The following is a 20,240-nucleotide window of genomic DNA, read 5'->3' on the forward strand; positions in this document are numbered from 1 at the left end:
TCGGTAGCGTTACGCTTTGACGTCGACTGGGACAAGCTAAGGTCAATGCGGTCTCTCAATCCCGATTGGCCCAGCGCGCCTACCCCTCCGGCAGCACTTCCAAGGTCTGCTCATCAAACAACGGCTCGTCCTGACCGACGCGGACAAACAGCAGCTTGCGCCCCTCGCCCGCTGGAGCTTCAAAGTATTGGATGCCATCTGGCATTTCGCCCCAATCGCCGCAGGGTGGTTCGGGAACCTCATTGGGGTTGGCAAGTGCCTTCAGCTCTTTCGCATAGGCAGCGTCGGGGCTGAATGTGTAGCGCTTGACGCCGGCGGGCACGGTGCCCTCGGTGTAAGGCGTCACCACGCAGCGTGCGCTGATAGCCTTGTCGGTCTTCTCCTGCAACAGACGCTCCACGGCAGCCTCGCCCGTTTCGCCTGATTTGATGTGGAACACCTCGACAAGAGGATCCGTCGCGCCGCCATCGCTGTACTTGATGGCGAGTGCATTGCCGGCGAATTCGAAATGGATCTGGCGAAAACCGAAGTCGCAACGCTGCACCCAGGCGGCGAGCCCGATATTTTTGTCCGTCAGCCTTTCCCAAACGCATTTGTCGATGGGCGGGCGCGACGGCGCCGATTCGCCCGCCACAGCGGGAATCGATCCGGACGCAAGCAGGGCGAAGGTCAAGCTGATCAGTCTCATCGCGCTATTCATCGCTGCATCACATCAAGGCAAAGGCATCCCAGGCCGAGCCGTCGGGGTTGGCGTTGGTGAAATCCGGCCATTCGGCGAACGTCGCACCGAACTCCGGCAGCAATAGCCCTTTCGGCGCCGGTGTCGCTTCGCGGGAATTCAGCTGCTCGGCGCCGCCTCCGGTCAGGGCGTAGACCTGCCCGTCCCATATCCTGCACAGCCCGCTGCCGTCCTGAAGACCCGCTTCGCGGTCGTCATCGGTGCAGGCGTGGCGGATGGTGCCGAGCGGAAATGCATTTTTGCCGTTGGTCCACGTGATGTCGGCCGGCAGGCTTATGCCGGTGTGGGGCACGGTCAGCGAGAACACCTGCGTCGTCAGTGCCGCCGGTTCGTTGTCGAGCGGCCGGAATTGCATGACCGCGCCCGAACGTGGCTCCCGATAGGTAGCGTGGCTCAGGAGGCATTCCTTGGCGCTCGCCGCTTGCATGAGCCCGAGCGAACCCAGGACAACAAAGGCCAGTTTGCGAATGATCATCGAAATCTCGGGGAAAGCATTGTGAAGCAGGGCCGGTTGCGTGCCGGGCTGCACAGTCTCGCATCATCCGTGCAAAACCATAAGCGAAATCCGGAGCCGCAGCGTTTATCGCACCTCGGTCGAAAACTTGCCCCACACAAGCCCGCAATCTGTATGATCAGCCACAGCGGCCCAGGGAACAACAGATGCAGCGTTTGGCAATGATCATAGCGATCTCCGCGACTACGATTGTGCCGGCCGCAGCGGCAGCGCCCTATGTCGGGACGTGGTCCAGGGACAGGTTGAACTGCCATGCGACCGCAGACGTCCAGCGCCAGACTGTCTTCACGGTGGATCAGTCGGCCCTGTCGTTTCCCAACCTCGGCTGCGAGCACGCGAGCTTCCGCAAAACCGCCACCGGTTGGGTCGTTCGCGCCAGCCAGTGTTATGGCGAGGACCCATCGCTGGACGAGCCATTTTCCCGCATCATCCATATCCAAAGAGATGGCGCGACGGTGCGGTTGACCTGGCGGGGATTCGACAGCGGACCTCTCGTCCGCTGCTGAAGGCGGCGACACTCAGACCAGCCGGACCAGCAACGCCGCGCCTCCGAGAAAGCCTGCCGAACAGACCCACAGCAGCCAGAGCCCGCGCACCCGGCATTCGAGCACCGCCGAGGCGGGATTGGCGGGGTCATAGCGCACGTCGACCTTGCCGCCCTCGACATACCGCCGCGCCTGACCGCCGACGAGGCCGGGCAGCGAGGCCGTCACGCTGGCGCCGAAAGCGACATGATCGGCGCTGTAGCGCTGTCCGGCGACACCATAGCTGTAGATGATGCGGGATTTGAAGACAGTGCGCCAAGGCCGGTAGCCCACGCCTTCGAACCTGTCGCGGGTCTTGATCGCCTGCAGGCCGGAGGCATTGATACGGCCGGCGGTGGTCGGCCATTTTGTCGCCTTCTCAGCCATCGATTTCTGGGCAAAGCCCATGCGCAGCACAAAAAGACCCATGAACAGCAGGAACGCCGCGGCACCGAGGTTCTGCGGCTTGGGCAAATGCGGCCCGATTGCCTCCAGCACGCCACCGACGGAAAACACCAGCACCAGCGCGCCAACCACCAGGCCCGCCGAAAGCTGGATCATGAACTTGAAGGCGCCATCCGGCATGGTGCGCTCGATCACCGCCTTGCCTGGACTGGACGGGTCATAGAACACGGTTACGGCCGCGCCACGCGGAAACCGCGCAAGGGTTTCGGCGACTTCGAAATTTCCGAGGTTCTCCTGCACGCTATAGTGCGAACTTTGAAACATCTTGCCGCCCACCTTGTACTCATAGGTGATGGCCGGGAAATTGCGGATTTCGGTCGAAGTGCTGCTCTCCGAGCCAGTGCCGGAGCTCGTCACCTCGCGCGCCTCGACGCGCGACGAGACGATCTTTCCAGGCGTCGGCAACCAGCGGCTGGTCGCCTTGACCTCTCGCCATTTCAGGAAGGTGACGATCGACAGCATGCCGGCGACCGTGCAGGCAAAGCCAACCAATAGAAATTTGAGCTCCATCTCGTCCCCTGACGACCAAGAGTGCAGCAGCCCGCATATAGACAGCACGGCGACGAAAATGTCTTGTCTATTCGCAAGATTGGGAAATGAACGCCGGCAAGGCCATCCGCACCATGACGTGATAAAAGGGCTACTTGACGATCGACCCGATCGGATAAAATCCAGGAAGACAACAGCCGGGACGATGCGCATGAGTGACAAAGCCGACGACGAACCCGATATCGTGAACCAGCTCGCCTATGTCAGGGCCGACCCAACCCAGCACGACACGCTGACGCTTCTCGCCATGATCGATGCCGCCATCGCCGAGATCATGGATTTGAGGACGCGGCTGCGGCTGAGTGAGGAAAAGCACAGCGGGAGCAACCAGTTCCGATAGGCCGGGAATGAGCGCCTGGGCGGCGGACGTATCCTGTCCTAGTTCGAGTCAGCCATCATCTGCCGGCCGCCGCCGCCGGCCCAGGCGCGCCATTGCCGCTCATCGCCATGGAAGACGTTGAGATCGATGCGGCCGGTCACGCCATGCGACAGGCCGGAGCCGGAATACTGCCAGAACAGCCACTTGCGATCGGGATAGACCTTTGACGGGTGCCGGGCCACGGCGCGCAGCCAGAACGGATAATCCGGGAAGGCGCCCTGAAGGTTGTCTCGGTAGAAATCCGGCGCCGTGTAGATGATCGGCCGCTGGCCGTAGTGGCGCTCCAGCTTGTCCATGAACACCTGCATCTTTTCCAGCACCTTTTCGCGCGAAGGGCGCCGCTGGCAACTGGAGTCGCCGTTCCACTCTACGTCGATCACCGGCGGCAGCGCGCCCTCGACCCTGGGTACGTTGCGGATGAACCAGTCGGCCTGCTCGCCGGCGGTGCGGCACCAGTAGAAGAAATGATAGGCGCCGCGCTTGAGGCCGGCGGCGTCGGCGCCGCGCCAGTTCCTGGCGAACATCGGGTCGAGATGGTCGCCACCGTCGGTCGCTTTGATGTAGGCGAAATTGGCGCCCTGGGCGCGCAGCTTCTCCCAGTTCACGTTGCCTTGCCAGCGCGACACGTCGACACCGTGCACGGCAAGGTGACGGGGCGACGAGCGGCCGAAATTGATCGGCTTGGCATCGCGGAAGCCGTAGCGCGTGACCGGTCCGGCCAGCATGGGCGGTGCCGCCCGCGACAACAGCTTCGGCGGCGACACCAGGGCAGCCTCCTCTATCGGCGGCTCGACGCTGTCGGGCAGTTCGGGTGCGGGAAACGCCACCGTCTCTTCCTCCGCCAGGCCAAAGGGCCGAGCGGTGTCGTCCTCGGACGCGACCTCAACCCGATTGCGCGCCGCGTTTGCCTTGGTCCGCGGAACGGATGCGATCGGCGCGCTTGGCCGGACAACCGAACTGGTGGTTTCACTGGATGGCTTCTGCATGTCGAGCGCATCCATGCCCGATGTCGACGAACAGCCGGCAAGGCACAGCGATGCGATCACGAAACTGATGACGCCTGGTAACCGCATCTGGACCTGTACTCAAAACACAACAGACCGAAGGCAACGGCCGACGGACAACCAGACGAGTTATGAACGAGAAATTACCAATAAAGATTGAATCAAGTTTTTTACCATAGCTGTGGCCTCTTTCAGACAGCCGCCGGCAGCGGTCCGGCCAAGCCTTGACAGCGCCATGATGTGGCTGTTGAGAACGGTTTGCGGCGTTTGCGCCGGCGTTCCCAAGATTCCTGAAAAGGCGCCGGGCCACGCGGCTGGCTCGTCAACGACAAGCTCGACGAACTCAGGGGCCTGCTCGACAGCGGCAGCTGAGGAACACTTTCAAAAGGGAGCTTGCGTGCAGTCGTTCATCGACCAGAGCGTTTGTTTCATCGAGAACCATCAGGCCTGGGCGGGCCTCGTGGTCGGATTGCTGGCCTTCGGCGAATCGCTGGTGCTGGTCGGCATCCTGTTGCCCGGCACCACGGTGCTGATCATCGTCGGCGGCCTGGTGGGCGCCGGTATCGTCCAGCCCCTGCCCGTTCTCCTCGCCGCGATGATCGGTGCGACGCTCGGCGACACCATCTCCTATTTTCTCGGCAAATGGCTCGGGCGCGGCGTCGTCCACAAATGGCCGCTCAACCGCTATCGCCGCGAGATCGCCAGGGCGCGCCTGTTCTTCCAGCGCTACGGTTTCGCCGCGGTTTTCGTCGGCCGCTTCTTCGGTCCGGTGCGTGCCACCGTGCCGCTGGTCGCGGGCATGATGGGGATGAACAGACGCCGCTTCCAGATCGCCAACATCCTGTCGGCGATCGTCTGGGCGCCGGTCGTGCTGTCGCCTGGATGGCTGGTGGCGAAAGGGGCCGACAATCTGCCCGAACTCGACGCGACCAGCCTGTTCGGCCTGGCGGTGATCGCGGCCATGGTGGCGGCGATCATCGTCGCCGTAATAGTCATCAGGCTGCGAGGCGGGCGCGATACACGGGCTTAGCGCGTGTCGCGATCGAGGGCGCCAGGCATCAGCCGCGCTTCCTGAAGACGCCGATCATCGGCCCCAGGTTCCAGTAGTCGTCGTTGCGGCCGATGGCCGGAGCGAGCAGGCTCGATATCGTGCCGTCGAGAAAGAGCGCGTTGTCGCAGCCTAGCACGTCACGAAACAGGCGGGCGAAGGCATGGAACGTCACCGTGCCGTTCGAAATGGCAAAGACGGCAATCCCATCCTTTCGCACCCCGACGCCGTCGCGGCTCTTGCGCGACGTGCCGTCAGACCGGAATTTCGGGTGAAGCTGGCCGTCGATCACCAGCATTGGCCCTGATTGGGTCGCATAGTCGGTCGCTGGCCGCTGCCTGACAAAGTCCCTGGTCGCCCGGACCACGGCCTTGCCGCCGCCGATGTAGAAGATGCCATTCGGCTGCAGCGAAAAATTGCCGCTGCCCGATCCCGTCTTCACACCGGCCATTTCCTGGCCGCGTTCGACATAGAGGCCGACCGGCCTGAGGTCGGGATGATACATGCCGGCATTGATGGCAAACAGCATGGTACGGCCGGCCGTGCGCTGGGCGTCGTCGAGATTGTGCAACGACTGAAAAGGCTTGCCCGCCGGGTCTTTCCAGAACAGTTCGATCGAATACAGTTTTGGATCGACCTCGCAGACGAGAAAGCTCGCCGCCTCGAAGGCGACGTCACGGCACGGCGGCACCGAAGCGAACCACTGGCCGAATGCCACCGTCGTGGCGACCGCGTGCGGCAACGCGGCCTTGAGCAAGGCCAGCAACAAGGGTGCCGAATGCAGGAGTGTCAAAAAATCCATGCGCGTTCCGGATTGTCGGTTCCAACGAACTGTCGTGGATAGCACCGCTTGCCGGCACGATGAAGGATTTGCTTGAGGGGGAGCGTGGACTACGGCCCGGACGGCCCGCGGCGGCTATTTGACGGCGCTGACCAGCTTCTCTTCGCCGGCAAGAATGGAGACCCAGTGCCCGGTGTCGTCGCTCGCCTGCCTTTTCAGATAGCGATACGGCGTCTGGTTCCAGAGACGAACCTTGTCGACAAGGTTGTCGAGGATGAAGTCGCCCTTGTCGGTACGCACCGTCAGCACGGCATGGCCTTCGCCGTCCGGCTTGCGAACCACCGTCATCAGGAGATTGGCTATGGCAATGCCCAGGCTGTTGAGCTCACGCCGCTTTTCCAGCGCGTAATCCTCGCAATCGCCGAAGCCATTGTCCGGATAGGCCCACCATTCCTCCTTGCCGTAATTGTCCATGTCGCTCATCGGCTTGACGCGCGCGTTGACCGAAAGGTTTACGGCGCTGATCTCCCGCGACAGCCTGGCGGTCAAGCGTGCCGGCTCGCTGTCGGGTGAACGGATCGAGCACTCGGCGGAATGGATCTTGCAAAAATCATAGTGGCCAATCGGCTGGGAGGTCGAGCCGCCGATAACCATGGAGACGGGAGCCGTGTAGGCGGAACTCGCCGCCGAACAGAAAGCAATCAGGCCAATCGCAAGCCCCAGCCCCTTCGCCTTCCGGCGCCAACCCATCGAGGATGCCATCCGGCCCCGCCCATCTGTTTTGTTAACAGAACGTTAAGGGCGGATATTGCCGGGAGTCAATGAAGGCGTCCTATCACATCTTCGGGCATGGGTTGATGCTCTCCTGACGGTTGCAGCCGTGCAACACCGGAAGCGTGCGGGTCCGGCCTAGACAAGCCACCCCATCGCCACGCCCGCCAGCAGGACGACCCCAAGCACACCGCGATAGATGACGAAAGGCCATGCGGAGAAGCGTTCCAGCACGCGCATCAGGCCCCAGATGGCGAAAAAGGCCGATATCGATGCCACGAGCAGCCCCAGGCCGAGAACCGACCATCCATGGGCATCGAGATGCACCTTGTGCAGCTCCCATAATTCCTTGAGGCCGGCAAGCGCGATGGCCGGCAGCCCGAGCAGGAACGAGAAACGGGCCGCCTCCGCCCGCTTGAAGCCAAGCCCCAGTGCCGCCGTCAGGGTCGAGCCGGAACGGGAAACGCCGGGTATCAAGGCGCCGATCTGCGCGACGCCGACCAGCAATGCATCGGCCCGCGACGCGTCGGCCATGGTGCGCCGATGGCGGGCAAAGATTTCAGCCAGCCCCAGCAGGACCGCCATGGCGATGCAGGCCCAGCCAATTACTGTCAGGCTGCGCAACGGCGAATTGCAGGTATTGAGAACGCCCGAGAGCGCCACGCCGGCAATGACGATGGGGATCGTCGCCAGCACGATCCACAGCGCCAGACGGAAATGCCGGTCGGCAAAATCACGGCGCGTGAGGGCGGCGAGTGACCCGAACAAAAGATCCCTTACGTCGCCCCAGAAATAGCTGACCACGGCGGCAAGGGCCGCCAGTTGCATGGCGGCGGAGAAAGCGGAGCCCGGATCCTGCCATCCAAGCACGGCCGGCACGATGCGCATATGGGCGGTCGAAGAAATCGGCAGCAGTTCCGTGATGCCTTGCACCAGGCCGAGGAATGCGACCTTGGCAGTTCCAAGGCCGACAAAGCCCGTGTCGACGCCTTGCGTGCAGATATCAGCCATGTCGGGTTCCATGCGGGAGGGATCGGACTAGCGAAGGCATCGATGGCGATCGGTGCCCGGCAAGCCATATCGTCATGGAGCGTAGAATCAATTTACGGATTTGTAAGCTGGCGCCGCCGCGTCAGACGCGCACGGTTCAAACCGGCCCGAAGGGCCGGCGACGCTCCCATGGGTGGAGGTTGGCAAGACGATTACGGGCAAAGCCAGAGTTTCTGGCAGGTCCTGGCAATCACATGCGCGGGCGGCACGACAGGCTCCTCCGCGGATGGCCGGCGAGCCCGTTCGAGCAGCATGCGCACCTGTTCCGGGCGCACACGGTCACGCTCCATCACAAGCAGGACCATCGGATCGCTCAAAAGCTCGTCCAGGGTGCTGATGCTGTCGTTCATCCGTCGTCTCCTCGAATGCCGGGCCCGCGACGCTTAGATAGGGTGACAAAGATGGCCCGCCAATGACGCTTTGCCGGCTATCGCGTGTCTCTTTGGACTATTTTTTGGTCATCCTGGGGCACGTCCTCCTGTTGACGGGAAGGAGGAAGCCTAGGCCGGCGGAGCGCCTTCATATTGCGGCAGGCCGTCGTCCAGCATCACCCAGGGCTGTTTCGAGGTGGTCCAGATATGCATCTGGGGCCTGAACAGCGACGGGTCGTCGAGCGAACCTGTCGTAAGGCCGATGATGCCGGCGGAATCGCGCCGCGAAAACATCGTCGTTCCGCAGTTCGGGCAAAAACCACGCTTGAGATCCGGCGAGGTGTTGACCGTGGCCAACGGCCCCTCGACCGTCACATCATCGATGCGGAACAGAACGCGTGCATTGAAGGCCGCGCCGATCGCCTTCTGGCAGAGCCGGCAATGACAGATGCGCTCGTTGATGGGGTCGGCGTCGGTGCGGTAGCGCACCGCCCTGCACAGGCATCCGCCCTCATATTTTGCCATCGTCTGGATCCATTGGTGGAGTGAACAGGCGGCAAGGTAGCGGCGAGGCCGATTGGGTCAATTGAAAAGCTTTGATACAAGCTCATCGATTATCGTGATGTGGCAGGACCGTCATGACAGCGGACATCGAAACAATCGGCATTGCGGCTCTGTTCGGACCGCCCTCGCCCGCCCGCGACCGCTGCGACGCCAGGATCATGGCCGCCGCGGCTGGCATCGGTTTCATGGCGATTCGGGATTTTCCCGGCGATGACCGGCTGACGCCGGACAAGCGCGCGCAAGTGCTGCGCATCTTTTCGCTTCCCGACGCCGAGAAGCAGAAACTGCTGCGCTGGAATTTCGATCACACGAAGAAGAATTTCTACCGCGGCTGGTTTCCGCTGCAGCCGCAAGCCGTTTCCTACAAGGAAGGTATCGACATGGGGCCGGACCTTGCCGACGCGGCGCGACTGGCAGCCTCCGACGATCCCTTGTGCGAGCCGACACCACTGCCGGCCGAAAATGCGCTGCCAGGCTGGCGTACCGCCGCAGCCGACTACTATCGCGCGATGGAGACGGTCGGCATCATGCTGATGCGGTCGATCGCCCGCGGGCTTGGCCTGCCTGAACTGATCTTCGATGCCTATTTCGACGGTGGCATCTCGACGCTGCGCCTGATCCGCTATCCCCTGCGTGACGCCAACGCCGGCGTCGATACCGGCGGGCCGGAGTTTTCGGTGATCCACAAGGGCGAGACGCGCACCATCATCGGCCGCGAACATGCCGATTCAGGCTTCGTCACTTTGCTGGCGCAGGACGGCGTCGAGGGCTTGCAAGCGAAGAACCTCGCCGGCGAATGGATCGACGTGCCTCCAGCCAACGGCACGCTGGCGGTCAATTTCGGCCGGTTGCTGGAACACTGGACCGGCGGCCGCGTGCGGGCGACACGGCACCGGGTCATTGCGCCGAAAACGGTGCGGTTCTCTATACCGTTCTTCTACGAGCCGCGTGTCGATGCGGAGATATCGCCTCTGCCGTTGGACGACGCCGAACCGTTCGAGCCGTTTCTCTACGGTGACTATCTCTGGGAGTCGGCGACGAACTTCGTCGAGATGAGCGGCATCAAGCATCTGAGGCAGCCGCGCCGAGCCAAGGCTTCCTGAAAAACTCGCCGGCCGTCTCGCTGGAGACGGCCGGCGGAGATGGGGGGTCATTCGGCTTCGCCGACCACCTCGTCCCAGCTCTTCACCTTGGTCTCGCCGTTGAGGAACGGCAGCGCGGCGGCCGTCAGTTCCGGGGCGAAGAAGACGTCGTAGTGGGTGCGGTTCGGCAGGATCGCCAGACGGTTCCGCGACAAGTTCTCGCGCATCCAGCCGGCATCCTTCAGACCGCCGCCGAGCATCTGGTAGAACTTGATCTCATGCTCGGGCTTGTACATGTCGCTGTCGCCGTAAGCGAGCATGACCGGCATCTTGAGCTTGGGAACATCGGCCGAGAAGTCGTCGTTCTGGCGCATGAAATTGCCGAGCGCGTCGAGCAGTTTCGGGAAGTCTTCCGGATGCGGCGCGACGGCGACGTAGGATTTGTACATCGGCGTGTCTTTCATGAACGCCGCCGCGGCGGCGCTCACCTGCGCCTGCTGCGGACGCATCTCGTCGTAAAAGCCATCGGCCGCATAGCCTGTCGAGACAAGGACCAGCCGGCGCACAGCCTCGGGATGCTGGACCGCCATGCGGAAGGCAACGCCGCCGCCCAGCGAATAGCCCATGACGTCGACCTTGTCGTAACCGAGTGCCTTGACGATACCGGCCATGTCGTCGCCGATCGCCTGCAGACTGAATGGCCGGTCGCCAAGCGCCGTGCGGCCGTGCCCCTGCAGGTCGACCCCGATGACGGTGCGGTTTTCGGCAAGCTTGGGCAGGACCGGCGCGAACATATCGAAGGAGCCGAGGCCGCCATGCAGCAGAAGCAGCGGCTCACCCTTGCCATAGACGGCGTAATAGTAGTTGACGCCGTTGATCGGCAGCAGGCCGGATTTTTGCGGCTTCGGCAGTGTTGTCGTTTCGGTCGTCATGGCAGGCTTTGACTCCTCTGTGTTGGCTGGGCCCGACGCGGCCACCAAGGCTGCGAGCGAGACAAGAATGGCGATAAAAGTCGATCTGGACATGTCGGGTCTCCTCCGGTTCTGCCCAAGGACGAGCGAACACGGCGCGGGCCGACATGGTCTGTGGAAATTTTGTCTGGCGAGGATCAGCCAGGCATTGTCGGTCGACTGAAAACTGCGCGTCAGTGGCGCTTGGCTTGCACCAGATAGGCGTCGATCTCTGACTCGCCGAGCCATTTGGCGGCCTCCAGACGATGCAGTCCTTCGACAAGTATGTGCCGCTTCCCGTCATGGCGGACCTGGATCGGCATCTTCATGCCGTTTTCCAGTATATCCTCGGCCAGATGCCGGACGGTTTCGGGGTGCAGCGTCTTCTTGCGCGCGGTGGGCACATAGATATCGTCAACCTTGACCTTTTGCACCCTGAGCATGCCTGTCCCCGTGGCGGAACCGCCGCCGCCCTCTGAGATAGTCCGTTTGCTGAGCGCGGCCAAGGGTGCGGCTAACGAATGCTGGCATGATCGTTTCTATTTGACGCCTGGCCGGCGGATCGCCGAAATGGCGCCTCCGATGGGCCAGGGCTTCATGATCAACCTGCCGACCGAATTTCCCGATTTCGGGCTGACGCCCGAACAACGCCGCCACGCGGTGCGCGGTCACTATTACGAATGGCCGGGCATGGATGGCGAGCGCGGCGAGATCTGGTGCTACAGTGATCGGTTTTCGTATCGTGCCGGCGAAACCATGACGCTGCATGTCAGTTCCACGGCTCCGTCCTTCGGCATGACGATCGTTCGGGACGGCGGCGCCGAGACGAAGGTGTTCGAGAAGTCGGGCATCGCATCGCGCTGGCAGGACAGTCCGGATCAATGCTCGGCCGAAGGCTGCGGCTGGGAAACCTCCTTTGAATTCCGTGTGGAAAACGACTGGCCGTCCGGCGCCTACCGCGTGACCCTGACCGCCGACGGACGCGACGGCAAGCCGATCCGATCCCACTATCTGTTCATTGTCAGCCCTCCGCCAGGCAAGAAACCCGGCCGTGTTCTGCAGGTGGCGGCGACGGGCACCTGGCTTGCCTACAACACCTGGGGCGGCTCCAACCACTATCAGGGCATCACCGGCCCCAACCGCAACCAGTACTCGCCCATCGTGTCGACGCAGCGCCCCTGGTGCCGCGGCTTCGTCGTGCTGCCCGGGGATGCGCCGCGCGTGCCGTTGGAGGTCGCGGTGCCGCCGAAAACCGCGCCGCGCTATCCGCATATGGAATGGGCGCTCGCCACCGGCCATTCGAAGAAATACGCTTCGTCGGGCTGGGCCAGCTACGACAGCCATTTTTTTCGCTTTGCCGAACGGGCTGGTTACGATGTCGACCTGACAAGCCAGCACGATCTGCATTTTTCGCCCGAGATTCTCGACGGATATGACTGCGCGGTCTTCGTCGGCCACGACGAATACTGGACCTGGGAAATGCGCGATGCGGTCGACTTCTATGTCGAGCGCGGCGGCCATGCGGCGCGCTTTGCCGGCAATTTCATGTGGCAGACCCGGCTGGAGGACGAAGGCCTCCGGCAGGTTTGCTACAAATACCGCGCCCGGGCCGAGGATCCCGCCTATCGCGGCGGCGACGTGACCCGCGCCACCAATTCCTGGGAAGCGCCCGAAATCGGCCGGCCGGGTTCGGCGACCTTCGGGCTCAACGCGACACGTGGTGTCTATGCCGGCTGGGGTGGCTGCGCGCCACGTGGCGTACGCGGCTTTCCGGTCTATCGGCCCGAGCACTGGGCCTTCGCCGGCACCGGCATCTATTACGGCGACCTGCTCGGCGCCGACAGCCATGTCTATGGTTATGAGGTCGACGGGCTCGACTTCGAGATACGCGGCGGCCTGCCCCATCCGACCGCGACCAGCGGCGCGCCTGACGGCCTGCAAGTTCTCGCCGTCGGCATGGCCAGCCAAGTCGAGGAAAGCGCCGACATTCCGATCGAGGACCAGTTCCTCACCGACGAGGATGGCCGCTTCACCGCCGAAACCTTGTTCGGTGAGGCGAGCGACGCCAATCTCGAAAAGGTCAAACGCGGCAATGGCATGATCGTCAATTTTGCACGCGGCAAGGGCGAGGTGTTCCACGCCGGAAGCTGCGAATGGGTCGCCGGCCTGCTAAGACAAGACCCGATGGTCGAACGGGTTACCCAGAATGTCCTCGATCGGTATCTTGGAAAGTCCTGACATGTCGAAAGTCCAGCCCGCCGTTCAAGACACCGATGCCCGGCGCCAATCGCATCTGTTCTACCTCTCCAGCCTGCGCCGGCCGCTGATCGACCGCGCCGAAGGCATCTACATGTGGACGCAGGATGGCCGCCGTTTCATCGACGGATCGAGCGGCCCGATGGTCGCCAATATCGGCCATTCCAACCGCAATGTGCTCGATGCGATGAAGCGGCAGATGGATCGCGCCACCTTTGCCTACCGGCTGCATTTCGAAAACGAGCCGGCGGAAGAACTGGCGCGAGAACTGGCTGGAAAATTGCCGGAAGGAATGGACCGCATCTTCTTCGTCTCCGGCGGCTCCGAGGCGACGGAATCCTGCATCAAGCTGGCACGGCAATGGGCTGTCGCCACCGGCCAGGCCAGCCGCTGGAAAGTGATCACCCGCTTTCCTTCCTATCATGGCGGCACGCTTGGTTCGCTTTCGATTACCGGCGACGATGCGCTGGCCGAGACTTTCACACCGATGATGCGGGTGATGCCGACCGTGCCGGCACCGACCGCCTGGCGCGACCGCGACAATCTCTCGATGGAGCAGCGCGGCGTCCGCTATGCCGACATGCTGGAGGAAAAGATCCTCGCCGAAGGTCCTGAAAGCGTCGTCGCCTTCATCATGGAGCCGATCGGCGGCGCCGCGACCGCGGCCCTGGTGGCGCCGGACAGCTATTACGCCCGCACACGCGAGATCTGCGACCGCTACGGAATCCTGCTGATCCATGACGAAGTGATGAGCGGTGCCGGCCGCACAGGGAAATTCCTCGGCGGCGACCACTGGAACTGCAGGCCTGATATCGTCGCGCTGTCGAAGGGGCTGGGTTCGGGCTATGCGCCGCTCGGCGCCCTGGCGGCGCCGATGCGACTGGTCGAGCCGCTGCTCGCGTCAGGCGGTTTCCAGCATGGCCACACCTATGCCGGCAATCCGCTGGCCTGCGCCGCCGGGCTTGCGGTGCTGGGCGAAATGGACCGGCTCGACCTGATCGCCAACGCTGCCGCCATGGGTGACGTGCTGATGGACGGGCTGAAGGGGCTGGCGAAGCGCTTCCCGTTCATCGCTGACGTGCGCGGCAAAGGCTTGCTCACTGGTGCCGAAATGGTCGCCGATCCCGATACGCTGAGGCCAATCGACCAAGGCAAGAAGGCGACGCAGCGGCTGCTCGACCTCGCCTATGAGCGCGGGCTGATCATCTATGGCCGCAGGGTCAAGGGCGGCGTCGACGGCGACAATTTCATGGTGGCGCCGCCGATGATCGTCACCAGCGAGCAGGTCGGCGAGATCATCTCCATCATCGGCGACTCGCTTGAAGTTCTGGCCTCCGAGCTAGACCTGCCGGTCGAAGGCCGGGGATAGAGCAAATGGCACCGCGTAAAGTCATCATCACCTGCGCCGTCACCGGTTCGGTGCACACGCCGTCGATGTCGCCCCATCTGCCGGTGACGCCGGACCAGATTGCCGCGGACGCCATCGCGGCGGCCGAGGCCGGCGCCTCGATCCTGCATCTGCATGCCCGCGACCCAAAAGACGGCCGGCCGACCGCCGATCCCGATGTGTTCATGCAGTTCCTGCCGCGCATCAAGCAGGCGACCGATGCGGTGATCAACATCACCACCGGCGGCTCCTCGCTGATGACGCTGGACCAGCGGCTCGCGGCACCGCTGCGGGCTGAACCTGAAATGTGCTCGCTGAACATGGGCTCGATGAATTTCGCGCTGTTCCCGATGCTCGACAAGCCAAGGGAATGGCAGCACGAATGGGAGCCGAAGCTGCTCGAAGCCACGCGCGACACTATCTTCAAGAACACCTTCGCCGACATGGAAGGCGTGCTCGAGCGGCTGGGCAAAGGCTGCGGCACCCGCTTCGAGTTCGAGTGCTACGATGTCGGCCACCTCTATTCGCTGGCGCATTTCCGCGACCGGGGGCTGGTGTCGGAGCCGCTGTTCATCCAGTTCGTGCTGGGCATCCTGGGCGGCATCGGCGCCGACCCTGACAATCTCGTCCATATGAAGCGCATCGCCGACAAATTGTTCGGCGACAGCTACCAGTTCTCGGTGCTCGCCGCCGGCCGGAACCAGATGCCGCTGATCTCGATCGCAGCCGCGATGGGCGGCAATGTGCGCGTCGGGCTGGAAGACAGCCTCTATGATGGCCGCCAGCTGGCGAAATCCAACGCCGACCAGGTGCGCCGCATCCGTGGCATTCTTGACGGGCTTTCTCTGGAGATTGCCACACCTGCGGAGGCGCGCGACATGCTGGCGCTCAAGGGCGGTGACCGGGTGGCGTTTTGACGAGATGACAGCGCCTGTGATGAGTGCGATCCTCCTCCGCCCCGGCACCATCGATGATGTCGAAACCATCCACGCGGCGATCCTGAAGCTTGGCAGCCATATCGGTGCGCCGGAGGAAATCATCGCGACGGCGGACGATCTCAGAATCTGGGGCTTCGGCGAAAAGCCCGCCTTCTCGACCCTGATCGCCGAAGTCGATGGCGAATTCGCCGGACTTTGCCTGCATTTCCCGATCTTCTCGACATGGATGGGCCGGCCTGGCGTCTATGTGCAGGACCTCTATGTCGAGGACCGGTTCCGTGGCCGCAAGATCGGCGAGCGCCTGCTGCGGCGCGTGGCGGCCGAGTGCCGCAAGCATGGCGGGGTCTATCTCAGGTTGTCCGTCGATACCGACAATGGGGGCGCCAAGGCCTTTTACGAGAGGCTGGGCATTGCCTGGTCGAGTTACGAGCAGACGCAGAAAATCATCGGCGAGGCCTTTTTCGCCTTCGCCGACGCGCCGGAAAATGGGGAGCAGGAATGAAAGCCTTCTATGCGCAGGAGCAGAAGCGGCACGACCCCAAGGCCTTTCTTTCCAGCGGCGCGGCGCAGCCCAACCCGGAAAAACCGGAACGCGTCGAAAGATTGTTAGCCGGCGCAAATTCCGCCGGCTGCACGATCGAGCGGCCGCGCGATCACGGCCTCGGCCCGGTCTCGGCGGTGCACACACCCGAATATCTCGACTTCCTCGAACATATTTTCGAACGCTGGCAGCGCATCGCTGGCGCATCGGCCGAGGTCATCCCCAACATCCACCCGATCGCCCGCAACGGCTCCTATCCGGCCTCCGCCGTCGGCCAGGCCGGATATCACATGGCCGACACCGCTTGCCCAATCTCAGGCGAGACATGGCAAAGTGCACTGTGGAGCGCCTGGAGCGCGGTCGAGGCGGCGGAAACGGTGATGGCAGGCGCTTCCGGCGCCTATGCATTGTGCCGCCCGCCCGGCCACCACGCCTTTGCCGATGTCGCCGGCGGCTTCTGCTTCATCAACAACTCAGCCGTTGCGGCACAAATACTGCGCAAACAGGCGGCCCGCGTGGCGATCCTTGATGTCGACCTGCATCACGGCAACGGGACGCAAGGCATTTTTTATGCGCGACCTGATGTGCTGACGGTGTCGCTGCATGCCGATCCGGTGCGGTTCTACCCGTTCTTCTGGGGCCACGCCGACGAGCGCGGTGAAGGTCCGGGACTTGGCTACAATTTCAACCTGCCGCTGCCGCGGAAATCCGCGGATGCGGCGTTTCTGGAAGCGCTCGACGTGGCGTTCCAGCGTATCCGCGCCTTCTCCCCCGATGCGCTGGTCGTGGCGCTCGGCCTCGACGCGTTCGAAGGCGATCCGTTCGGCGGGCTCTCGGTGACGACGCCGGGCTTTTCGCGCATCGGCGAGGCGATCGCCGGGCTTGGCCTGCCGACGGTCATCGTCCAGGAGGGCGGCTATCTCTGCGACGCGCTCGGCGACAATCTCACCGCCTTCCTCACCGGTTTTGGCGGCAAGGCGCGGTGACAATGCAAGCTCGCGTCAGGGGCGTTGCTGCCTGAGCATGGCGATCACCCGGTGAACGCTCTCAAGCGTCTCGTCGATTTCGGACGCCGTATTGTAGTGCGCGATGCCGATGCGCACGACGCCCTGCTCGGCAGGAATGCCGAGCTGGTGGACGATCTCCCAGGCATAGTTGTGGCCCGACCACAGGAAGATGTTTTCGGCGTTCATCTGCCTCACGATCGTTTCGGGCACTATGCCGTCCACGGTGAAGGAGACAGTCGGCACACGATCGCCGAGCCGTTTCGGATCGGTGATGCCGTGGACGGTCAGCCCGAAAATATCGGACAGCCCATCGATCAGCCTTTGTGCCAGCGGGTTTTCATAGGCGATGGAGACTTCGAACGCCTTGGCAATCCTGCGCCTTCTCGACCCGTACTCGCCGGCCGACGTGCCGAGTCCGGCAAAATAGGCGACCGCGGCCGTGAGCCCGGCCATCAGTTCGATCTGCGGTGTGCCGAGTTCGAAACGCTCTGGCAGTCCGTTCGAGGAACAGCGGCATTTATAGGCTTTCAGACCATCGATAACGTCGCGCCGGCCCCACAATATGCCCATATGCGGACCGAAGAATTTGTAGGCCGAGCAGATCAGAAAATCGCAGCCGAGCTCCTGCACGTCGATCAGGCCATGCGGTGCGAATTGCACGGCGTCGACATAAACCAGCGCGCCGGCCTGTTTTGCAAGTTGGGTCAAGGACTTGACCCTGTTGATCGAGCCTGTGAGATTGCTGGCATAGTTCAACGCCACCAGCCGAGTCTTCCCGGACAACAGGCTTGCCAGCATCGCCTCCTCGATCTGCCAGGTCTTTTCGTCGAACGGCAGCCAGTGCACGACGAGGCCAAGGTCCTCGGCCAGTTGCAGCCAGGGCGACACATTGCCCTCATGGTCCATGCGGGTGAGGATGATTTCGTCGCCGGGCTTCATCGTGCGGCCGAGCGTGCGTGACATGTGATAGGTCAGCGTCGTCATGTTGGCGCCGATGATGATTTCCTGCGGGCTCGCCGCACCGAGGAAATCGGCCATCGCCTGATGCGCCTCGTCGACGACCTGCTGCGCCGCGATCGTCGTTTCAAAATGGCCGCCGAGATTGGCGTTGGTCGTGAGCAGGCAGCGCGAGACCGCGTCGGCCACAGCCTGCGGCACCTGCGTGCCGGCAGGATTGTCGAGATAGATGCGTCGGCGTCCTTTGTCAGTCAGCGAGAGAGCGGGAAATTTTCCACGCACGGCCTCGATCGAAAAGTCCACCATTGTCTCCACCCCTTTGCTGTTACTCGACAATTCCGCGCCCGGGATCGGTCACGGACAGGGATTGCCCACCCTCTGGTGAACGGCATCCACCGCCTTCTGTATTTCTTCGGTCCAGACGACATCCACCGAGGACAGTGCCATTTCCAGTTGGGAAATGGTTGTCGCGCCGATGATGTTGGAGGTCACGAAGGGCCGGCTCGAGACATAGGCATTGGCAAACAACGCCGGCTCCAGGCCGAAAGAGCGCGCCAGTTCATTGTATTCGAGTTGCGCTTCGGCGGCATTGGGCGTCTCATAACGCTGACCCCGATTGAACAGCTGCGAGCGCGAGCCCTTCGGGCGGGCGCCGTGATCGTATTTGCCGGTCAGATAACCCTGCGCAAGCGGCGAATAGGCAAGCAGCGACACCCCTTCGCGCTCGCAAACCTCGGCGAGGTTCACCTCGAAGGTGCGGTTGACGAGGTTGTAGGCGTTCTGGATCGAGGCGACGCGCGGACCGATCTCTTTGCCGGCCTCTGCGAGGAAGCGCATCACGCCCCACGAACTCTCGTTCGAAAGGCCGAAATGGCGGATTTTTCCTGCCTTCACCAGTTCCTCGAACACCGCGAGCGTCTCGGCGATCGGCGTTTCGCCGACTGGTGCGCCGACAGAATCGGCACGCCGCGCCACCGCGCCGATGCGCGTCGGGTTGGCACCCCAGGGGATGTCTCGTTCCGGCCAATGGATCTGATAAAGGTCGAGGTAGTCCGTGCCGAGCTTGGCCAGCGACTTGTCGATGGCATCAAAGATATCGGCCCGCACCAATTGCGAGGGCCGGTCGCCGCGAAACCAGGCATTGGCCGTGCGGCCGACGACCTTTGAGGCAAGGATCACCTTGTCACGATTGCCCTTGGCCTTCATCCAGCTGCCAATGATCTTCTCGGTCCGCCCTTGCGTCTCCGCCTTGGGCGGGATCGGATAGAGTTCGGCGGTGTCGATGAAATTGACGCCACGCGAGAAGGCCAGGTCCATCTGGGCATGGCCCTCGGCCTCGGTGTTCTGCTGGCCCCAGGTCATCGAACCGAGGCAAATCTGGGTAACAAGAAGATCGGTCCGACCGAGACGGCGTTTGTGCATCGAATTCTGCTCCGGAGGGAAGGTATGCGCGGCTGCGCGGAGAGGAATTCGCATCTTAGGAAAAGCGGAGGCGCTCTCCAAGCCTCGCCGGGCCGACTTTTGCGTGAGCAGAGGCGGTTAGCGGCGTGCGGCGGCCACGGCGCGGCGCTTGGCCTCGTCGATCAGCATATTGGCGATCTGCATGCGGATCATGGCGCGCTGGCGCAAATGCGGGGCAACGCGGTCGGGATGATTGGCGAAAGCAAAGCTGCGGCGTATGCGACCGAAATCGGCAGCGTTCTTGGGCTGATCCAATCCCAGTTCGACCGCAATCGATTCAGGATCGATTGGCGGCAATTTTTCTTCCGGCTTCGGCTCTTCGCCAGCCAGGGCGAGCCTGGCCTGTTCAAGCAAGGCGGCAAATTCGCTGGCCAGATCGACACCAGCCTCGCGATATTCCGCGGCGGATACCTTGATGCGGCCGGAATGGAGTTCATCGGCGACCGAGAGATAGTCGAACGGGATGGATGGGCGCGCGCCGGTCTCCTCGCCCTCGCTGCCGTCGCCTTTGTCGGAGGCAACGAAGAGGTCGTCGAGCAGTGATGCAAAATCTCGCTTGGCGCCGGTAGCGATGTCAGCCTCCCCCTTGCCTGACTGTCTGGATTACCGAGCATAGAACCGGCTCGTTAAAAATACATGCCACCGGTCTCAACGAATTTAGCCGTTGCGAGGATTGCTATCGAGGATCAATGCTCCCCAAACAAAAGCGGACTGCACTTTCATGCAGTCCGGAATTCGACGGCGAGGAAACTGGCCATGTGCCAGCTTCGAAGCCTACGATTGGCGCGGCGCATGAGTTTCATCGGGCCGCAAAAAATTTTAAAAAATCATCCGGACATGGCAGGCATGCAAATGCTGCACTGCACAATCTTCACGATTCACCTATACTGTCTGGCGTGGAG

Annotated in this window: 22 protein-coding genes and 2 pseudogenes; 9 read left to right on the top strand and 15 right to left on the bottom strand. The window is 62.8% G+C overall.

Features of this window, described 5'->3' with window-relative positions; genetic code table 11:
• Nucleotides 1–79 precede the first annotated feature (79 nt).
• Nucleotides 80–673, bottom strand: coding sequence for a hypothetical protein (locus tag O7A60_RS15320; RefSeq protein ID WP_337107020.1), 594 nt, complete (start codon nucleotides 671–673; stop codon nucleotides 80–82).
• Between the two features lie 34 nt (nucleotides 674–707).
• On the bottom strand, nucleotides 708–1,214 hold the full coding sequence (locus tag O7A60_RS15325) for a hypothetical protein (protein WP_337107021.1): 507 nt from the start codon (nucleotides 1,212–1,214) through the stop codon (nucleotides 708–710).
• A gap of 185 nt (nucleotides 1,215–1,399) precedes the next feature.
• On the opposite strand from O7A60_RS15325, the gene O7A60_RS15330 reads away from it, so the two are divergent.
• Complete coding sequence (locus O7A60_RS15330; RefSeq protein ID WP_337107022.1) at nucleotides 1,400–1,759, top strand: hypothetical protein; 360 nt, start codon at nucleotides 1,400–1,402, stop codon at nucleotides 1,757–1,759.
• Nucleotides 1,760–1,771: 12 nt separating this feature from the next.
• Here O7A60_RS15330 and O7A60_RS15335 read toward each other — a convergent pair whose 3' ends face one another.
• Nucleotides 1,772–2,752 carry a DUF3592 domain-containing protein gene (locus tag O7A60_RS15335; protein ID WP_337107023.1) on the bottom strand — a complete coding sequence of 327 codons (981 nt, stop codon included), beginning with the start codon at nucleotides 2,750–2,752 and terminating at the stop codon, nucleotides 1,772–1,774.
• A 190-nt stretch (nucleotides 2,753–2,942) separates the two neighbouring features.
• On the opposite strand from O7A60_RS15335, the gene O7A60_RS15340 reads away from it, so the two are divergent.
• Entirely contained in the window at nucleotides 2,943–3,131 is a 189-nt protein-coding gene (locus O7A60_RS15340; RefSeq protein WP_337107024.1) for a hypothetical protein, read from the top strand.
• A 38-nt stretch (nucleotides 3,132–3,169) separates the two neighbouring features.
• Here O7A60_RS15340 and O7A60_RS15345 read toward each other — a convergent pair.
• Both O7A60_RS15345 and O7A60_RS31955 read right to left on the bottom strand, forming a co-directional pair.
• A pseudogene (locus O7A60_RS15345) lies at nucleotides 3,170–4,030 on the bottom strand (glycoside hydrolase family 25 protein); the annotation flags it as partial.
• Nucleotides 4,031–4,087: 57 nt separating this feature from the next.
• Nucleotides 4,088–4,243 (bottom strand): annotated as a pseudogene (locus O7A60_RS31955) (glycoside hydrolase family 25 protein); the annotation flags it as partial.
• Nucleotides 4,244–4,571: 328 nt separating this feature from the next.
• On the opposite strand from O7A60_RS31955, the gene O7A60_RS15350 reads away from it, so the two are divergent.
• Entirely contained in the window at nucleotides 4,572–5,204 is a 633-nt protein-coding gene (locus tag O7A60_RS15350) for a DedA family protein (protein WP_337107026.1), read from the top strand.
• Between the two features lie 28 nt (nucleotides 5,205–5,232).
• Here O7A60_RS15350 and O7A60_RS15355 read toward each other — a convergent pair whose 3' ends face one another.
• The 5 genes from O7A60_RS15355 to O7A60_RS15375 all read right to left on the bottom strand — a co-directional run bounded on the left by O7A60_RS15355 (nucleotide 5,233) and on the right by O7A60_RS15375 (nucleotide 8,720).
• A complete protein-coding gene (locus tag O7A60_RS15355) occupies nucleotides 5,233–6,024 on the bottom strand; it encodes a phosphodiester glycosidase family protein (protein WP_337107027.1) in 792 nt (263 codons plus the stop codon).
• A gap of 114 nt (nucleotides 6,025–6,138) precedes the next feature.
• Entirely contained in the window at nucleotides 6,139–6,765 is a 627-nt protein-coding gene (locus tag O7A60_RS15360; protein WP_337107028.1) for a transglutaminase-like cysteine peptidase, read from the bottom strand.
• Between the two features lie 147 nt (nucleotides 6,766–6,912).
• Nucleotides 6,913–7,785, bottom strand: coding sequence for an undecaprenyl-diphosphate phosphatase (locus O7A60_RS15365; protein ID WP_337107029.1), 873 nt, complete (start codon nucleotides 7,783–7,785; stop codon nucleotides 6,913–6,915).
• A 191-nt stretch (nucleotides 7,786–7,976) separates the two neighbouring features.
• On the bottom strand, nucleotides 7,977–8,174 hold the full coding sequence (locus tag O7A60_RS15370) for a hypothetical protein (RefSeq protein WP_140506309.1): 198 nt from the start codon (nucleotides 8,172–8,174) through the stop codon (nucleotides 7,977–7,979).
• 150 nt (nucleotides 8,175–8,324) lie between these two features.
• Complete coding sequence (locus O7A60_RS15375) at nucleotides 8,325–8,720, bottom strand: GFA family protein (protein ID WP_337107030.1); 396 nt, start codon at nucleotides 8,718–8,720, stop codon at nucleotides 8,325–8,327.
• Between the two features lie 113 nt (nucleotides 8,721–8,833).
• Here O7A60_RS15375 and O7A60_RS15380 point away from each other — a divergent pair, with 113 nt between their 5' ends.
• Nucleotides 8,834–9,862, top strand: a complete 1,029-nt coding sequence (locus O7A60_RS15380; protein WP_337107031.1) for an isopenicillin N synthase family dioxygenase — start codon at nucleotides 8,834–8,836, stop codon at nucleotides 9,860–9,862.
• Nucleotides 9,863–9,909: 47 nt separating this feature from the next.
• On the opposite strand, the gene O7A60_RS15385 is transcribed toward O7A60_RS15380, so the two are convergent.
• A complete protein-coding gene (locus tag O7A60_RS15385) occupies nucleotides 9,910–10,866 on the bottom strand; it encodes an alpha/beta fold hydrolase (protein ID WP_337107032.1) in 957 nt (318 codons plus the stop codon).
• A 119-nt stretch (nucleotides 10,867–10,985) separates the two neighbouring features.
• On the bottom strand, nucleotides 10,986–11,234 hold the full coding sequence (locus O7A60_RS15390) for a ParB N-terminal domain-containing protein (RefSeq protein ID WP_140769256.1): 249 nt from the start codon (nucleotides 11,232–11,234) through the stop codon (nucleotides 10,986–10,988).
• Between the two features lie 154 nt (nucleotides 11,235–11,388).
• Between O7A60_RS15390 and O7A60_RS15395 the strand changes: the two genes are divergently transcribed.
• Genes O7A60_RS15395 through O7A60_RS15415 form a run of 5 tightly spaced genes read left to right on the top strand, consistent with a single transcriptional unit; the run spans nucleotide 11,389 to nucleotide 16,899 of the window.
• Nucleotides 11,389–13,029 (top strand): N,N-dimethylformamidase beta subunit family domain-containing protein, encoded by a 1,641-nt coding sequence (locus tag O7A60_RS15395; RefSeq protein ID WP_337107128.1) that lies wholly within the window; start codon nucleotides 11,389–11,391, stop codon nucleotides 13,027–13,029.
• Between the two features lies 1 nt (nucleotide 13,030).
• Entirely contained in the window at nucleotides 13,031–14,416 is a 1,386-nt protein-coding gene (locus tag O7A60_RS15400) for an aminotransferase family protein (protein ID WP_337107033.1), read from the top strand.
• 5 nt (nucleotides 14,417–14,421) lie between these two features.
• The gene (kce, locus tag O7A60_RS15405; RefSeq protein ID WP_337107034.1) at nucleotides 14,422–15,351 is read left to right on the top strand and encodes a 3,5-dioxohexanoate:acetyl-CoA acetone transferase; all 930 of its coding nucleotides are present in this window, start codon (nucleotides 14,422–14,424) and stop codon (nucleotides 15,349–15,351) included.
• A gap of 19 nt (nucleotides 15,352–15,370) precedes the next feature.
• The gene (locus O7A60_RS15410; protein ID WP_337107035.1) at nucleotides 15,371–15,874 is read left to right on the top strand and encodes a GNAT family N-acetyltransferase; all 504 of its coding nucleotides are present in this window, start codon (nucleotides 15,371–15,373) and stop codon (nucleotides 15,872–15,874) included.
• Entirely contained in the window at nucleotides 15,871–16,899 is a 1,029-nt protein-coding gene (locus O7A60_RS15415; RefSeq protein WP_337107036.1) for a histone deacetylase family protein, read from the top strand. The genes O7A60_RS15410 and O7A60_RS15415 overlap by 4 nt, the downstream gene beginning before the upstream one ends.
• 15 nt (nucleotides 16,900–16,914) lie before the next feature.
• Here the strand turns inward: O7A60_RS15415 and O7A60_RS15420 are convergent, their stop codons facing one another.
• The 3 genes from O7A60_RS15420 to O7A60_RS15430 all read right to left on the bottom strand — a co-directional run bounded on the left by O7A60_RS15420 (nucleotide 16,915) and on the right by O7A60_RS15430 (nucleotide 19,878).
• Nucleotides 16,915–18,183, bottom strand: coding sequence for a cysteine desulfurase-like protein (locus O7A60_RS15420; RefSeq protein ID WP_337107037.1), 1,269 nt, complete (start codon nucleotides 18,181–18,183; stop codon nucleotides 16,915–16,917).
• A gap of 48 nt (nucleotides 18,184–18,231) precedes the next feature.
• A complete protein-coding gene (locus tag O7A60_RS15425) occupies nucleotides 18,232–19,299 on the bottom strand; it encodes an aldo/keto reductase (RefSeq protein WP_337107038.1) in 1,068 nt (355 codons plus the stop codon).
• 117 nt (nucleotides 19,300–19,416) lie between these two features.
• Entirely contained in the window at nucleotides 19,417–19,878 is a 462-nt protein-coding gene (locus O7A60_RS15430) for a hypothetical protein (RefSeq protein ID WP_337107129.1), read from the bottom strand.
• Nucleotides 19,879–20,240: the final 362 nt, after the last annotated feature.

It is taken from the genome of Mesorhizobium salmacidum (SeqCode), from assembly GCF_037179605.1.
In the GTDB taxonomy this organism is placed as follows: Bacteria; Pseudomonadota; Alphaproteobacteria; order Rhizobiales; family Rhizobiaceae; genus Mesorhizobium; species Mesorhizobium salmacidum.

Coding starts and splice junctions, on each gene's coding strand:
- O7A60_RS15325 (WP_337107021.1), bottom strand. CDS start 1,214: ATGATCATTCGCAAACTGGCCTTTGTTGTCCTGGGTTCGCTCGGGCTC.
- O7A60_RS15330 (WP_337107022.1), top strand. CDS start 1,400: ATGCAGCGTTTGGCAATGATCATAGCGATCTCCGCGACTACGATTGTG.
- O7A60_RS15335 (WP_337107023.1), bottom strand. CDS start 2,752: ATGGAGCTCAAATTTCTATTGGTTGGCTTTGCCTGCACGGTCGCCGGC.
- O7A60_RS15340 (WP_337107024.1), top strand. CDS start 2,943: ATGAGTGACAAAGCCGACGACGAACCCGATATCGTGAACCAGCTCGCC.
- O7A60_RS15355 (WP_337107027.1), bottom strand. CDS start 6,024: ATGGATTTTTTGACACTCCTGCATTCGGCACCCTTGTTGCTGGCCTTG.
- O7A60_RS15360 (WP_337107028.1), bottom strand. CDS start 6,765: ATGGCATCCTCGATGGGTTGGCGCCGGAAGGCGAAGGGGCTGGGGCTT.
- O7A60_RS15365 (WP_337107029.1), bottom strand. CDS start 7,785: ATGGCTGATATCTGCACGCAAGGCGTCGACACGGGCTTTGTCGGCCTT.
- O7A60_RS15370 (WP_140506309.1), bottom strand. CDS start 8,174: ATGAACGACAGCATCAGCACCCTGGACGAGCTTTTGAGCGATCCGATG.
- O7A60_RS15375 (WP_337107030.1), bottom strand. CDS start 8,720: ATGGCAAAATATGAGGGCGGATGCCTGTGCAGGGCGGTGCGCTACCGC.
- O7A60_RS15380 (WP_337107031.1), top strand. CDS start 8,834: ATGACAGCGGACATCGAAACAATCGGCATTGCGGCTCTGTTCGGACCG.
- O7A60_RS15385 (WP_337107032.1), bottom strand. CDS start 10,866: ATGTCCAGATCGACTTTTATCGCCATTCTTGTCTCGCTCGCAGCCTTG.
- O7A60_RS15390 (WP_140769256.1), bottom strand. CDS start 11,234: ATGCTCAGGGTGCAAAAGGTCAAGGTTGACGATATCTATGTGCCCACC.
- O7A60_RS15395 (WP_337107128.1), top strand. CDS start 11,389: ATGATCAACCTGCCGACCGAATTTCCCGATTTCGGGCTGACGCCCGAA.
- O7A60_RS15400 (WP_337107033.1), top strand. CDS start 13,031: ATGTCGAAAGTCCAGCCCGCCGTTCAAGACACCGATGCCCGGCGCCAA.
- kce (WP_337107034.1), top strand. CDS start 14,422: ATGGCACCGCGTAAAGTCATCATCACCTGCGCCGTCACCGGTTCGGTG.
- O7A60_RS15410 (WP_337107035.1), top strand. CDS start 15,371: ATGAGTGCGATCCTCCTCCGCCCCGGCACCATCGATGATGTCGAAACC.
- O7A60_RS15415 (WP_337107036.1), top strand. CDS start 15,871: ATGAAAGCCTTCTATGCGCAGGAGCAGAAGCGGCACGACCCCAAGGCC.
- O7A60_RS15420 (WP_337107037.1), bottom strand. CDS start 18,183: ATGGTGGACTTTTCGATCGAGGCCGTGCGTGGAAAATTTCCCGCTCTC.
- O7A60_RS15425 (WP_337107038.1), bottom strand. CDS start 19,299: ATGCACAAACGCCGTCTCGGTCGGACCGATCTTCTTGTTACCCAGATT.